Source organism: Methylophilus sp. Leaf416, from assembly GCF_001424665.1.
GTDB lineage: Bacteria > Pseudomonadota > Gammaproteobacteria > Burkholderiales > Methylophilaceae > Methylophilus.
Genome location: NZ_LMQS01000002.1, coordinates 124,103 through 137,335, shown reverse-complemented (window position 1 = coordinate 137,335; position 13,233 = coordinate 124,103). Strand labels below are relative to the sequence as shown.

At 51.3% G+C, this 13,233-nt stretch carries 15 protein-coding genes; all 15 read left to right on the top strand.

The annotated features are described in order from the left end of the window. The first annotated feature begins 85 nt into the window (after positions 1–85). The 15 genes from ASG34_RS05495 (at position 86) to coxB (ending at position 13,232) form a co-directional block, all read left to right on the top strand. Complete coding sequence (locus tag ASG34_RS05495; RefSeq protein ID WP_055827763.1) at positions 86–1,279, top strand: type II secretion system F family protein; 1,194 nt, start codon at positions 86–88, stop codon at positions 1,277–1,279. 61 nt (positions 1,280–1,340) lie between these two features. Beyond that, positions 1,341–3,059, top strand: a complete 1,719-nt coding sequence (locus ASG34_RS05490) for a GspE/PulE family protein (RefSeq protein WP_055827760.1) — start codon at positions 1,341–1,343, stop codon at positions 3,057–3,059. Then, complete coding sequence (locus tag ASG34_RS05485) at positions 3,040–3,942, top strand: hypothetical protein (RefSeq protein ID WP_055827757.1); 903 nt, start codon at positions 3,040–3,042, stop codon at positions 3,940–3,942. Before ASG34_RS05490 ends, ASG34_RS05485 begins: the two co-directional genes overlap by 20 nt. Further along, complete coding sequence (locus ASG34_RS05480; RefSeq protein WP_055827754.1) at positions 3,942–4,463, top strand: hypothetical protein; 522 nt, start codon at positions 3,942–3,944, stop codon at positions 4,461–4,463. Before ASG34_RS05485 ends, ASG34_RS05480 begins: the two co-directional genes overlap by 1 nt. Continuing rightward, a complete protein-coding gene (locus ASG34_RS05475) occupies positions 4,451–5,014 on the top strand; it encodes a hypothetical protein (RefSeq protein ID WP_055827750.1) in 564 nt (187 codons plus the stop codon). Before ASG34_RS05480 ends, ASG34_RS05475 begins: the two co-directional genes overlap by 13 nt. Continuing rightward, complete coding sequence (locus tag ASG34_RS05470) at positions 5,011–5,508, top strand: hypothetical protein (protein ID WP_055827748.1); 498 nt, start codon at positions 5,011–5,013, stop codon at positions 5,506–5,508. Before ASG34_RS05475 ends, ASG34_RS05470 begins: the two co-directional genes overlap by 4 nt. After that, positions 5,505–7,484 carry a type II and III secretion system protein gene (locus ASG34_RS05465; protein WP_082504815.1) on the top strand — a complete coding sequence of 660 codons (1,980 nt, stop codon included), beginning with the start codon at positions 5,505–5,507 and terminating at the stop codon, positions 7,482–7,484. The genes ASG34_RS05470 and ASG34_RS05465 overlap by 4 nt, the downstream gene beginning before the upstream one ends. A gap of 16 nt (positions 7,485–7,500) precedes the next feature. Further along, positions 7,501–7,980 (top strand): prepilin-type N-terminal cleavage/methylation domain-containing protein, encoded by a 480-nt coding sequence (locus ASG34_RS05460; protein WP_200934465.1) that lies wholly within the window; start codon positions 7,501–7,503, stop codon positions 7,978–7,980. 3 nt (positions 7,981–7,983) lie between these two features. Beyond that, positions 7,984–8,355, top strand: a complete 372-nt coding sequence (locus ASG34_RS05455) for a type II secretion system protein (protein ID WP_055827742.1) — start codon at positions 7,984–7,986, stop codon at positions 8,353–8,355. Then, complete coding sequence (locus ASG34_RS05450; RefSeq protein WP_235559673.1) at positions 8,330–8,833, top strand: type II secretion system protein; 504 nt, start codon at positions 8,330–8,332, stop codon at positions 8,831–8,833. The genes ASG34_RS05455 and ASG34_RS05450 overlap by 26 nt, the downstream gene beginning before the upstream one ends. A gap of 250 nt (positions 8,834–9,083) precedes the next feature. Beyond that, positions 9,084–9,722, top strand: coding sequence for a MotA/TolQ/ExbB proton channel family protein (locus ASG34_RS05445; protein WP_088178532.1), 639 nt, complete (start codon positions 9,084–9,086; stop codon positions 9,720–9,722). Positions 9,723–9,725: 3 nt separating this feature from the next. Continuing rightward, positions 9,726–10,148, top strand: coding sequence for an ExbD/TolR family protein (locus ASG34_RS05440; RefSeq protein ID WP_055827734.1), 423 nt, complete (start codon positions 9,726–9,728; stop codon positions 10,146–10,148). Position 10,149: 1 nt separating this feature from the next. After that, the gene (locus ASG34_RS05435; RefSeq protein ID WP_055827732.1) at positions 10,150–10,959 is read left to right on the top strand and encodes a TonB family protein; all 810 of its coding nucleotides are present in this window, start codon (positions 10,150–10,152) and stop codon (positions 10,957–10,959) included. 622 nt (positions 10,960–11,581) lie between these two features. Beyond that, positions 11,582–12,040: a DUF2244 domain-containing protein gene (locus tag ASG34_RS05430; protein WP_082488039.1), complete on the top strand. Its 459-nt coding sequence runs from the start codon at positions 11,582–11,584 to the stop codon at positions 12,038–12,040. A gap of 25 nt (positions 12,041–12,065) precedes the next feature. Then, the gene (gene coxB / locus ASG34_RS05425; RefSeq protein WP_055827729.1) at positions 12,066–13,232 is read left to right on the top strand and encodes a cytochrome c oxidase subunit II; all 1,167 of its coding nucleotides are present in this window, start codon (positions 12,066–12,068) and stop codon (positions 13,230–13,232) included. Position 13,233: the final 1 nt, after the last annotated feature.

Sequence of the window (13,233 nt, the reverse complement as noted above, 5' to 3'; positions counted from 1 at the left end):
AAGCGTTCGGATCATCGCTGATCCTGCCGGAATTATTGTGCAGCGATAGCTAATCATAGGGTGTGGTTGAGGGAATTAAACAGGCATGAAATTTGAGTTAAAAGTCATGCAAGGGACACAGGTCAGCTGGCTGTCACTGGACGCGCCGGACCAGCAGTCTGCACGTCAGCAGGCCCAGTCACAAGGCTACGGCATTTTGCAGGTTCGCCAGGCGGATGCTGCTGGCTGGTTACCGAAATGGCCATTCAACAAGCAGAGTTTTAACCTGAGCTTGTTCAGCCAGGAGTTACTGGCCTTGCTTGAATCCGGTCTCAGCCTGATTGAAGCAATCGAAGGCCTGGCCGAGAAAGAACAGCATGACCAGTCACGCTATGTGTTGACCCGGCTGAGCACTTCTTTATACGAAGGCCTGCCGTTGTCGCAGGCGCTGGCGTTACAGCCGGAAGTGTTCAGTGCGCTGTACGTGGCGTTGATCCGTGCAAGTGAGCGCACCGGCGATATGGCGCAGGCGTTACGGCGGCATGTGGCTTACCAGGCGCAAGTGGAAGCCATCCGTAAAAAAATCATTTCTGCCTCTATCTACCCGGTATTGCTGATTGTAGTTGGCGGAATGGTGGTGCTGTTTTTGCTCGGCTATGTGGTGCCGCGTTTCAGCACCATTTATGAAAGTGGCGGCGATAACCTGCCTTGGGCCAGCCGCATGCTATTGCGCTGGGGCCAATTGCTGCAAGGCCATGGTGAACTGGTATTCATGAGCACCATAGGCATCAGTGTGTTGCTATGGCTGATATTTTCGCGCCCGGCCAGCAAAATCTGGGTCATGCAGCGTGTGTGGAGTATCCCCAGCCTCGGCGAAGCATTACGCATATACCAGCTGGCGCGTTTTTACCGCACGCTGGGGATGTTGTTACAGGGAGGAATTCCCTTGCTCACCGCACTGGGCATGGTGCAGTCTCTGCTACCGCAAGAGTTGCAGCAAGTGCTGCAAAAGGTTATTAGCGAAGTGCGTGAAGGCAAACAATTATCCTCGTCGATGGAAACACATGGCCTGACTACTTCTATTGCCAACCGTATGTTGCGTGTCGGCGAACGTACCGGTCAGCTGGATGAAATGCTGGGCCGCATAGGCATATTTTATGACGAAGATACGGCAAGGCGCGTCGAATGGCTGAGCAAGTTGCTGGAGCCGACGCTGATGGTGTTGATTGGCCTGATTGTCGGGCTGGTGGTGGTATTGATGTATATGCCGATTTTTGAGCTGGCAGGAGCGATTGAATGATGACTGTCCTGACCCAAAGGCGCCATCGAGTGAGGCTAGCTAACACCAAAGGAGCCATTGAATGAATATGCAGGATTTACCTTTGGCCGGAACAGAGGCGCAGCCGCTTTCAGCCGAGAGGTTGTCTGAAGCCAGGACGCTGGCTGCGCAGAGCGGGCGCCCTGTGATCGAGGTGCTGGAAGAGTTGGCTGAATTATCGCCGGATGCATTTGTGCAGGCACTCGCGCGCTTGATGCATTACCCCTCAGTGAGCGCACTTGACCTGAATGCCATGCAGCCATTGTTTGACCGCTTGAGTTTTAACGAGGCAGTTGCCATGCAGGCAGTGTTGATGCGCGATCAACGTCAGGATGACAATGAAGGCCAGCAGGTCAAGCTGGTGATTGCAGATCCTTTTGATCACAGCTTGCAACTACGTTTGCAGAATAGTGTGCGCTTACCAGTGCAATGGTGTCTGGCGCACCGCAATGATATCGCTACCTGTTTGCAGTTTCACGAATCGCAGATGCGTGCGCTGGACCAGATGCATACCGAAGATGGGCTGGCTAACGAAGACGAGGTGCCGGTTGAACAGCTTTCTCTCAAATCCATCAGCGAAGATAGCAGCCCGGTGGTGCGTTTTGTGCGCTCCACTTTATATGATGCTTTAAAGGCAGGTGCCAGCGATATTCACCTGGAATCCACCGTACATGGCTTGCGCGTGAAATACCGGATTGATGGCGTGCTGAATGAAGTCGGCGCCCTGAGTGGCGTGATGCAGGCAGAGCAGGCGATCTCCAGGATCAAAGTGATGTCGGAACTGGATATTGCCGAGCGCAGAATCCCGCAGGATGGCCGTTGCAAAGTGCATGCGCTGGGGCGCGAAATTGATCTGCGTGTATCCATCATGCCGAGCGTGATTGGCGAAGATGCAGTGTTAAGGGTGCTGGACCGTAAAGCCCTGAGTGAAGCGCAGGGCATCAGCCTGGAAGTACTCGGGTTTGCACCTGCCATGCTAAGTCAGATACGCACACAGGCAGAAGCGCCTTATGGCATGTTTCTGGTCACCGGCCCCACCGGTAGCGGGAAAACCACCACTTTATACGGCATGATTTCCGAGATTAATACCGGCCAGGACAAGATTGTCACCATTGAAGACCCGGTGGAATATCAACTGCCAGGCGTATTGCAGATTCCGGTCAACGAGAAAAAAGGCCTCACCTTTGCCCGTGGTCTGCGCTCAATTTTGCGTCATGATCCGGACAAGATTATGGTCGGGGAAATCCGTGATGGCGAGACCGCGCAAATCGCCGTGCAGTCGGCCCTGACCGGGCATCTGGTGCTCACTACCGTGCATGCCAATAACGTGTTTGACGTGATCGGCCGTTTTACCAATATGGGAGTAGACGCCTACAGTTTTGTGTCGGCAGTGAACGTTATTCTTGCGCAGCGACTGATACGGGTGATCTGCCCGTTTTGCAAAGTAGATGATCAGCCTGATCAGGAATTGCTATCAAAGTCGGGCTTGGATGCAAAGGCTAGTACTCACTACCAATTTAAAAAAGGCCAGGGCTGTGGCCAATGTCATGGCACTGGCTATAAAGGGCGTAAAGGCATTGCGGAATTGCTGTTGTTTGATGATGGTATGCGCGAGTTGATCGTGGCCAAAGCACCCATCAGCCAGATCAAGGCACTGGCGGCCAAATCCGGCACCCGTTCCATGCGTGAAGCGGGCATGGCTTTGGTACAGGCTGGCGAAACCACCTTGCAGGAGATTAACCGTGTTACAGCATTATCCTGACCCCGGGTCCGATTGCCGCTACACCGATAGCCGCCGCTGGTGGCAGGCAATGACAGCGCCAGAGTTGCGGGTAGTCGTGACTTGTGATGCGCTGGAACTGTTCACGTTTGAACGCCAATGGTGGCCGGGCAGGTCGCGCGTATTAATCAGCCATCAGCAGTTTCCTCTGCCGGGACAACCTCAGGATACATTACCGCCGGAGGCTTTATGGCAAACCCTACGCGACAACCTTGCACCGTTTAAAGAGCAACGCTGGCATGTGGTGATTGTGCTTTCCAACCAGTTTACGCGCTTGCTGGTGCTGCCGTGGCAAGCCGAAATTCGCAGCGAGGCTGAAAAACAAGCTTATTACAGCCATGGGCTGCAGCAGGCATTTGGCCTGGAAATGCAGGGTTGGCAACTGCGCTCACAGGCTGGCGGTTTTGGGCAGAATACATTGGTCAATGCCGTGCCTCCGGGACTCACGGAACAGTTAGAGAAAGTGTTTGCAGAATTCAATTTGACGCCGGGCGTGATTGCACCGGCGTGGATGCTGTCTGCTAACCAGGCGCTACATACCATACGTCAGCAAAAGCTTGCTGAGGATGGTTGGTTCATCAGTCGCGAATCCAACAGCCTGACAATCGGTTGCCTGATGCAGGGGGAATGGCAACAGATAAGTTACTTGCCGGTGGATGCGCATTGGCGCGAAAGCCTGAGCCAGTTTTTGCTGCGCGAACAGATAATTCATTCCGAACGCGCTGCGCTGCCGGTATTTTTATCCCAGGCACAACTAAGCGGCGTCACCGCCAAATCCCTGGCGCCATTTTCACTGATTGATGTTGCGCCAGTGCATTGGTTAGGTGAAGCTTTTCACCAGCAATTACGTAGGAGATTGGCGTAATGCGGCGGTTGGTATTGAATCATGCGCACGGCAAGGCGCCTGGGTTAGGCCCACTCTTGCTGGGAGTGGCATTGCTGGTGCTGTCAGGCCTGCTGTTGGCTTTCTACATCCGGCTGGCCGATGAGAATGCTGCTTTAAAGCTTGCGTTGGCAGCGCGTCAGGCTGTGACATCGCCAGTGGTCAAGACTCAGACCGCGCAATCTTTAGCCATTAATCAGGCGCTCGCCGCAGAATTGGCCGAAGCTGAACTGAAAATCCAGACACCATGGATTCCGCTGTTAAATACACTGGAAAAAGTGCAGCAGCCGCAGCTGTACTGGATGCAGTTGGCGCCGGATGCCAAGCGAAAACATATACGCATGACGGTGCTGGCACCGCATCGCCGGCAAGGCTGGGCGCTGGTCGAGCGTCTCAAGCGGCAGGCAGGCCTGGCTGATGTCAAATTGAATGCCAGTGAATCAACCGATGTGAACGGATTAATCATGACAACCTTGCATCTGGAGGCGGGATGGCAGTTTTGAACCACCCTGTACAACGCCTGCTTTTCCGTTGGCAGCAAGGTCCCTTGGGTCAACGATGGCTCACGGCTTTGCTGGTCGTGGTGTTGATATTTTTCGCGCTGATAGGGCATGCATTTTTCAGGCAACACCAGCTTCAAAAAGCGCTGCAACAACTGCCTGTAGCTTCAAAATCGGCCAATGTGCCTGCAACCTCTGCAACCGCTAATGCATTGTCAAATGCTGCCCAGTCGCTGCAGCGGTGGCCATCAGAAGATGAAGCTGAACGTATCAGTGGCGAGATCCTGGCCCAGGCGGATGCCATGGGCATGATTTTCGAGCGGGCTGAGTTTCAATCTCTGCCGATTGAACATTCCACTTTGCAGATACAGCGTATCAAACTGCCGCTGAAAGGCGATTATCTACAAGTGCGGCACTTCCTGAGCAATGTATTACAGACTTACCCCAGCCTGGCGTTGAGCCAATTCAAACTGCAGCGCAGTGATGTGATGCAAACCGGGATAGAAGCTTATGTTGAGTTCAGTTTGTATACCCGCAAGCGGAGACCGGCATGATGCGGCGTTGGCTAATGCTGGGCGCGCTGGGACTCACCTTGCTGGCTTGCTGGTGGGTAGAGCAGGCTGAACAGCCTGCAGATACAGTAACTGCAGACTCTCCGCGCGTGCAACAGCGTCTGCCTTTGGCGCAAGTGATGCCGGTGCCGATTGCTGATGAGCCTGCGATCGTGCCACCTGATGTGGTGGTTGCCGATGATGCGAGCGGAGTGAATTTATTCAGTGCAATGGTGATGCCGGCTGCGGATACGGCCGTGGAAGCCGTTTCGGTACCGGTGAGCCCGTATACCTATGCCGGCCGTTTGCAGGAAGATGGGCGCTGGACGGTGTTTTTGACCGACGGCCAGCAACAGTATGTTTTACATGAAGGCGACCATTTTGCCGAAGGCTGGAAAGTGGCAATTCTCGATCAACAGAAAGTCATTTTGCAACATGCGGCTGAGCGTTTCGAGATCAGGCTGGATGATAAGGTGGATAACGGGGTGGTGTTTTGAATAAGCAAATAAAAAACAGAAAAAATCTTTGGCAACGCGTTTTTGCAAGAAGCAGGCCTTTCCTGTTGTTGAGTCCCGTGCTGTTGGTCAGTTGTAGCAATGTATTCCCCACCGCTACACCCGGCGATGCCACCCTCGAGCAAGCGCGGATTTATGCCGCGCGTGGCCAGGATGATGAAGCGATCAAATTGTTACAACCGCTGGTAGAAGCTAATCCGCGACAGCCGCAGTACAAGAACTGGCTGGCTTTGTTGCAAGAGAAAAAGCTGCAGAAACAGCTGCAACAGGCGGACAGTTTGCTGGATGCACAACAGTACGAGGCGGCTTCTGTGATCTATCAGCAGGTGTTGCAGGTTTCACCCACCAATCGCGCTGCCAGCGATGGTTTGCATAAAGTGGCAGTGATGCAAAAACATGCGGCACAAATAGAATTGGTCAAAACCGCCATAGCAGCCGATGATTTTGCCGGTGGTGAGTTCTTGTTACGTAATGTGCTGGCCGAGCAGCCAGCGCATGTGGAAGGCCGCAAACTGTTTGAGCAACTGGAACAGAAAAAAAGTGAACGCGTCGGCGTCGTGCGACCTGTGCAATCGTCGCTGAAAAAGAAGGTGACGCTGGAACTGAAAAATACGCCGATTAAAAATGCATTCGAGTACCTGGGCAAAGCCGGGAACCTGAATTTTTCGTTTGACCAGGAGTTAAACGAAGGCATACGTGTCAGCGTATTTTTGCGCGATACGCCGATAGAACAGGCGCTGGACGTCATCCTTAGCAGTCACCAGCTAGGCAAGAAAGTACTGAATGACAACACCCTGCTGATTTATCCGATTTCACGCGCAGCGCAATATGAGGAGCTGTTTGTGCGCAGTTTCTATTTGACGCATATGGATGCCAAGCGCGCACTGAATATGATGAAAACCGTATTGCGGGCGAGCGATATCTATATCGATGAAAAACTCAATACACTGGTGATCCGCGACACCATGGACAGGATCAAGGTCGCCGAGAAACTGATTTCCTCTCAGGACCTCAATGAGCCGGAAGTGATGCTCGAAGTGGAAGTGATGGAAATCAACCGCCGCAACCTGGAGAATCTGGGGATACAGTACCCTAGCCAGATCGGTGTTGGCGTACAGGGCAATGCGCGTGGGAATGTCGGCACCCAGCCACAAGGCGGCGAACTGACGCTCTCAGAGTTGCGTAATTTTAACGGCAACCTCGGTGTATTTACCATCAGTGATCCCGCTATCGTGTTAAACCTGCTGCACCAGGATACCGACACCAACCTGCTGGCCAGCCCCAAGATACGTGTGAAAAACCGTGATCGCGCCAAGATTCATGTCGGCGATAAAATACCGGTATTGACCAGTGTCGCCAGCGCCCAGGGCTTTGTCAGCCAGAATGTGAACTACATCGAGGTGGGTATCAAACTCGACGTAGAGCCGGTGATCCAGATGCAGGACCAGGTCAGTATCAAGGTCGCCATGGAAGTCAGCAACATTACCGACCAGGTCACGACCAGTACCGGCGTGCTGGCGTATACCATCGGTAGTCGCAACGCCAATACCACCTTGCAGTTACGCAATAACGAAACGCAGATCCTGGCAGGGCTGTTCCGCGATGATGAGCAGAAAACACAACGCCGCGTGCCAGGCCTTGGTAACCTGCCGTTTATAGGCAAGCTGTTCAGCAACAGCAATCAGGACAAGCGCAAAAATGAAATCGTGCTGCTGATCACGCCGCGCATCATGCATAACATCAGCCCGGCCAATGCGGTGTATAGCCTGATTCCTTCCGGGGTGGCGGCGACTGCCAATCCGGTGGGTGCAGGTGGTGCCCGTGCGGTGCAAGCGGCAGAGCCTGTCACACCACAAGCAGTGACGCCGCAATCCACGCAAAGCAATAATGCACGGAGTGATGGCGGCTTTGGTGCACAAATTATGAACAGCACTGATACTGGCACTGTGCAGCCATAAGCGTGTGCAAAGCATGATGATGTTGGTGCCACATCGCAGAAATGGATTTACGCTGGTGGAATTGCTGGTGACGCTGGCGCTGCTTGCGTTGCTGGTGACCTCCGCCAGCCCTGTGGTGCAGTTGAACAGCAAACGCGAAAAAGAGCGCGAGCTTAAGCGCGCATTATGGCAAATCCGTGATGCGCTAGATGCTTATAAAGATGCGGTGGATCAAGGGTTGATCAAGAAAACTGCCGATGGCAGTGGCTATCCGCCAAACCTGAGAATCTTGGTCAGCGGAGTGGAAAATGCACAGGATCCGAAAAAGAAAAAGCTGTTTTTTCTGCGGCGGATTCCGCGTGATCCATTTGCCGCGGATGTAACGCTCAGTAATATGCAGACCTGGCGCATACGTGCATATGACGGCGAGGTGGATGAAATGGCCAAGGATGTATACGACGTTTCATCCCGCTCCGGTGCGCTTGGCATCAACCAGCAACCTTATAGTGAGTGGTAGCAGATGAAACGCGGATTTACCCTGATTGAAATGCTGGTGGTACTGGCTATCCTGGCGATGTTGCTGACCATCGTCTCACCAAAATTCATGCATATGTTACAGCGGTCTAAAGAGACCACGTTGCGTCATGATTTGCTGACCATGCGAGATGCCATCGACAAATTCTACAGCGATAAAAACCGTTATCCGGAGGTACTCGAAGAGCTGGTTGAGCGGCAATACCTGAAAGCGATTCCGCCTGACCCGATGACAGAGCGCAGTGATACCTGGGTCATCACTTTACCGCCGAATATAGACGAGCAGGGCAGCGTATTTGATGTGCATAGCGGATCCAACCAGGTTTCCGGTGATGGTACGCCTTATGCCGTTTGGTAAACGCCTATGCACAGGTTTCGTGCTGATCGGCATGTTTATGCTGGTGATGCTGAGCGGGCTGGTGATGGCCCAGGCCGCCATGCGCTGGCAAACACAAGTCTTGCGCGAAAGAGAACAGGAGTTGATCCACGTGGGGCTGGCATACAGAGATGCCATTGGCCGCTATTACAACCAGACACCGGGTGTAGTGAAAACTTTTCCGCGTACGTTTGAGGCCTTGCTCAGCGATGAACGCTTTCCAACGCCGCGTCGCCATTTGCGAAAACCCTATCTGGACCCGATCACCCAGCGTGAAGGCTGGGGCATTGTTGAGGCGCCGAGTGGCGGCATCATGGGCATTTACAGTCTGTCGGATAAGCCGCCTTTTAAAATCAAAGGCTACCGTGGAGAGCTACAGCACCTGAACAACAAGCGTTATTACGGCGAATGGTATTTTGTCTATGTGCCGCCAACTATTTCCGGCAGAAACCCGCTATAAGTCTTTAATGATTACTTTAATCTAAGTTTCCCCCAAGACTTTAAAAGTCAGTTAATGCGTAAAAATATGACATGAATATATTATTTCCCAGCTAAAATGTAAAAATAAGTTAAAAACATGAGGTTTTTTCCGCTCCCAGCGATGTATATATGTAGGGACGTGAAGAGGAAATATTCCCGATGTTGGTGGGGGTTTTTTCCTGACATGTTGTTTTATATTGATGCATTGATTTTTCTTGGGGAGTGTTTTCGTGGACCTGGTACCTGACATAGTAGATTTAGTGCTGTATTTGCTGGGCGTGCTCTCAGTAGTGGTGTGGGCCATCATCATTATCAAAAGCTGGTCCTGGTACAAATCCCAAAGTGAATCCACGGATTTCCTCTCCGAATGGCAACAGATGCGCAGCATCTATGAATTACCTAAATTGATATCGCAAAGCGAAAGCAGCTTTGCCCGGCTGTGTAATGCCGGTATGAATGCGATGAATGAAGTCATGGCCAATTCAGTGTTACGCCGCAATGAACGCCAGGAAGTGATCCTGCTCTCGCTCAAGCAACAAGCCTACCTCGAACATAAGCGCATGGATGGTGGTGTTGCGGTACTGGCCAGCATCGGCTCGACTGCACCCTTCATCGGCCTGTTCGGCACCGTCTGGGGCATCATGAACGCCCTCAAGACCATCACTGCCACCGGCTCTGCCGGACTGGATGTGGTTGCCGGCCCCATCGGCGAAGCGCTGATCGCCACCGCGATTGGCATTGCCACTGCTGTACCAGCAGTACTCGCCTACAACTACTTTATGCGCAGGCAAAAAGTACACCGTGCCGATATGGAACAAGTCGCCAGCCGCTTCCAGTCTTTACTCACCCAGTCCGGAGTAGAAGGCTAAGTCATGGCAATCCTTGGCGATGCAGAACAGGAAGACCTGGTAAGCGAGATCAACGTCACGCCACTGGTGGATGTCATGCTGGTATTACTGACCGTGTTTATCGTCACTGCACCTTTACTGATGAACGCAGTGAAAGTAAAGCTACCGAAAGCCAGTGCTGAAGTCGCCATTACCGTACCCAAGACCGCGCATATCAGTATCACCGATGCGGGTGATGTTTTCCTCGACCAGCAGAAACTGGCATTGGAAACCCTGACCAGCAACCTGGGCACGCTGAAAGCGCAACAAGACCCAGCCATTGAGATCTATGCCGATGAGCATGCCGAATATGGCATCGTCGCCAAAGTGCTGGCGGCGATACAGCGTGCCGGTATCAGCAAGTTCAGTTTTGTGATGTCACCGGATTCTGCAAAGCAAAGTAGCTAGCATGACGGCCCTGGTATACATGGATGATGATAGTCAGGCCAAGGTCTGGCGGGCAGTTATCCTGTCACTGAGTCTGCATGCGCTAGTCATCGCGATTTATCCCACATTAAAGCATATTGAATTACCCAAGATTCCGGATCGGCTGGAAATCGAATTCTTCACCATGAAAATGCCGGCTTCCAAGCCCAGTGAGCAGCAAGTTGCGCCAGCAGTGGTTGCTTCAGTTCCGCCTGAGCCACAAAAAACGCCGACGACTGTCAAGCCGCAAACAGCATCGCCAGTCGAAAACCAAAAATCGGTTATCGCGGCACCTGCCAGCAATGATGCGAGTTACCAGGTACCTGAGCAGGCTTTACCTGCGCGAGCAGAGCCGGCGCCCACGTTGAGTCCGCCAGCGTCAGCAAGTACAAGTGATGCTCCCAGCCATGTACCTGCTGAGTCACCTGCGAAGGAATCGCGTGCTGCACCCGCAGTCAGTGCACCAGTCAGCAGTGAGTCGGATGAGTTAACACCCAGTGACAATGATGCCTGGGGTGATTACGGCGATCAGTTGCGCTCGCTGGTGAACAAGAGCAAACAGTATCCAACAATCGCGATACGCAGGCATCTCGAGGGTGAAGTGACTATCCTGGCACAGTTTGTACGCGGCGAACTGGTGCAAGTATCGCTGGCGGATAGTAGCAAGCATGCGCCACTGGATGACGAAGCATTGCGTATGGTGAAAAAAGCCATCGGCCAGCTAGGTGTGAAAGATAGCCTCAGGAAGAAGACTTTTAAGATCACTATCCCAGTGTCTTTTAAATTGGAATAAAAACAATGACAACAGTGTCATGCGGCAGGATTATCGGAAAGGCTATCCCTCACTTTCATTAACGATAGTTCTGCTCTCCAACCCCTGTGCTTGCCATATTCCTCCGGTAAGTACAGGGGATTTTTTTGTACAAAATAAAAGCGATAAAAATTCGCTATTCACCTGTTTTATATTCGCAGATCTCTTGATGAGATGTTTTAAGTAATGTTTATTGTTTGCTGGAGTTGTAACGCTAGCAAACATATTTACATGGTCCAGATTTGCGCATCAGGGTGTGACCGCAGTTTTATATTAAGATTTTCAATGAAATCATCTCGCGATATTGATTAAATTTTGTATATTTTAGCTATGGTGAATGTCATTGAAAGCTACGTTGAATAAATGAAATATTCATGACACATCTCATTGATTTATTTTAATTTTTCAGCCCTCCCTACTGGCTCGCAAGCCTTTGTTTACGTCATCCCTTAATTTAGCCTTGTTCATAAAAAACTACATTTAAATCCTCAGCAAAATTCTTTTTTCTTGTCACTGAGGTCGTCTTATGCTACCGTTCAATGTGTAACAAATTTGTAACTAAACGTAATTTAGTTGCTACAGATTCAGTTCTGGGTTGGCAAACATGTTATCCATATACGAAACGCAATGCATTGCAAAGCCAAACGCTTCCGCTTCCGCTGAAAGTGTCTGCAGATTGTTGCTGAGTTTGGGCATTTTGACTGGACTGATCGCCCTGGCTTTTGTGCATATCGGTGCCTGGATGGTATTGCCATTTGCTGGTTTGGAATTAGTGTTAGTGGTTCTGGCTTTTGTGTGGGTGTTAAAGCACAGTGATGATTACGAAAAAATCACAATCGTCGAGGATCATGTTGAAATTGAGCAAAGTGTCTTAGGCAAAATAAAACACGTCCGCTTTCAACGCTATTGGACCCGGATAACGCTCAGGGAAAGTGAGAATGGCAAAACATCACTTTGGATCGGGTCCCGTAATCAAGAAGTTGAGTTTGGTCGCGACACCATGAACAACGCGCAACGCGCTGAACTGGTATCGCATCTGAAACGAACACTTCTAAAAAACTAAATAACTAGATTTTGGAGCAGATTAGATGCAAGGAATGAAGAAGCTTGGGGCTAGTGCGTTTGCACTGTTTTATTCATTAAGCGCACGCGCTGACTACACTTTCAATTTCCCAGACCCGGTCACACCGATGGCGCTGGATACACTGCATGTACATAATAAATTCATGCTGATTACCGCCGTGATTTTTGTGGTGGTACTGGCAATCATGATTTATTCCATCGTCAAACATCGTCACGATAAGGGTTACAAAGCCGTTGTTGATAAACCACCATCTACCACGATGGAGATTTTCTGGACGCTGATCCCGTTTGCGATCCTGCTGTTGATTGACTTTGTGATCATGGGTATTCCGGCTTATCACAGTGTGGTGATGATGGAGGATACGCGTGACCAGTCCACCATGGTCATCAAAATCACAGGTTCACAATGGCGCTGGCAATATGAGTATCTCGATGGCGATGCTCAGGGAATCAAGTTCGTCAGCAACCTTGCCACAACCAATGACCAGCTGAATAATAAAGAAGAAAAAGGCGAGCACTACCTGCTGGAAGTCGATAATCCATTGGTGTTACCGGTCGGTGAAAAAGTCCGTATTCTGATGACTGCTTCTGACGTGTTGCACAACTGGTGGGTGCCGCAATTCGGTTCTTCACGTGTGGCCGTTCCTGGCTTTATTCGTGAAACATGGGTACAGGTCGAAAAAGCCGGTGTCTATCGTGGTCAATGTAAAGAATTATGCGGCAAGGGCCATGGTTACATGCCTGTTGTCGTCAATGCAGTCTCCAAAGAAGAGTTTGCTGCCTGGGCTGGTAAAAAACAGGCGGAGCAAAAAGCCGCTGGTGATGTCAAAGAGTTAACCAAAGAAGAGTTGCTGGCACAAGGTAAAACTGTTTACGAGAAAAACTGTGCGGTTTGCCACCAGGTGAGTGGTGCAGGTTTGCCACCAGCCTTCCCGGCGTTGACAGGCAGTAAGATTGCGACAGGCCCGATTTTCGGTGCCGATGGTAAATACCAAAAAGACAGTCATCTGGATCGCGTACTGAACGGCAAAGGAGTTATGCCTGCATGGAAAGCGACCCTGAATGACACTGAAATTGCTGCTGTGATTACTTATGAGCGTAATGCCCTGGGTAATACAGCGTCGGTGGATGCGCTGGTGCAGCCACCACAAGTCAAAGCAGCACGCGAATAAC

Coding starts and splice junctions, on each gene's coding strand:
- ASG34_RS05495 (WP_055827763.1), top strand. CDS start 86: ATGAAATTTGAGTTAAAAGTCATGCAAGGGACACAGGTCAGCTGGCTG.
- ASG34_RS05490 (WP_055827760.1), top strand. CDS start 1,341: ATGAATATGCAGGATTTACCTTTGGCCGGAACAGAGGCGCAGCCGCTT.
- ASG34_RS05480 (WP_055827754.1), top strand. CDS start 3,942: ATGCGGCGGTTGGTATTGAATCATGCGCACGGCAAGGCGCCTGGGTTA.
- ASG34_RS05475 (WP_055827750.1), top strand. CDS start 4,451: ATGGCAGTTTTGAACCACCCTGTACAACGCCTGCTTTTCCGTTGGCAG.
- ASG34_RS05470 (WP_055827748.1), top strand. CDS start 5,011: ATGATGCGGCGTTGGCTAATGCTGGGCGCGCTGGGACTCACCTTGCTG.
- ASG34_RS05460 (WP_200934465.1), top strand. CDS start 7,501: ATGATGTTGGTGCCACATCGCAGAAATGGATTTACGCTGGTGGAATTG.
- ASG34_RS05455 (WP_055827742.1), top strand. CDS start 7,984: ATGAAACGCGGATTTACCCTGATTGAAATGCTGGTGGTACTGGCTATC.
- ASG34_RS05450 (WP_235559673.1), top strand. CDS start 8,330: ATGGTACGCCTTATGCCGTTTGGTAAACGCCTATGCACAGGTTTCGTG.
- ASG34_RS05440 (WP_055827734.1), top strand. CDS start 9,726: ATGGCAATCCTTGGCGATGCAGAACAGGAAGACCTGGTAAGCGAGATC.
- ASG34_RS05435 (WP_055827732.1), top strand. CDS start 10,150: ATGACGGCCCTGGTATACATGGATGATGATAGTCAGGCCAAGGTCTGG.
- ASG34_RS05430 (WP_082488039.1), top strand. CDS start 11,582: ATGTTATCCATATACGAAACGCAATGCATTGCAAAGCCAAACGCTTCC.
- coxB (WP_055827729.1), top strand. CDS start 12,066: ATGCAAGGAATGAAGAAGCTTGGGGCTAGTGCGTTTGCACTGTTTTAT.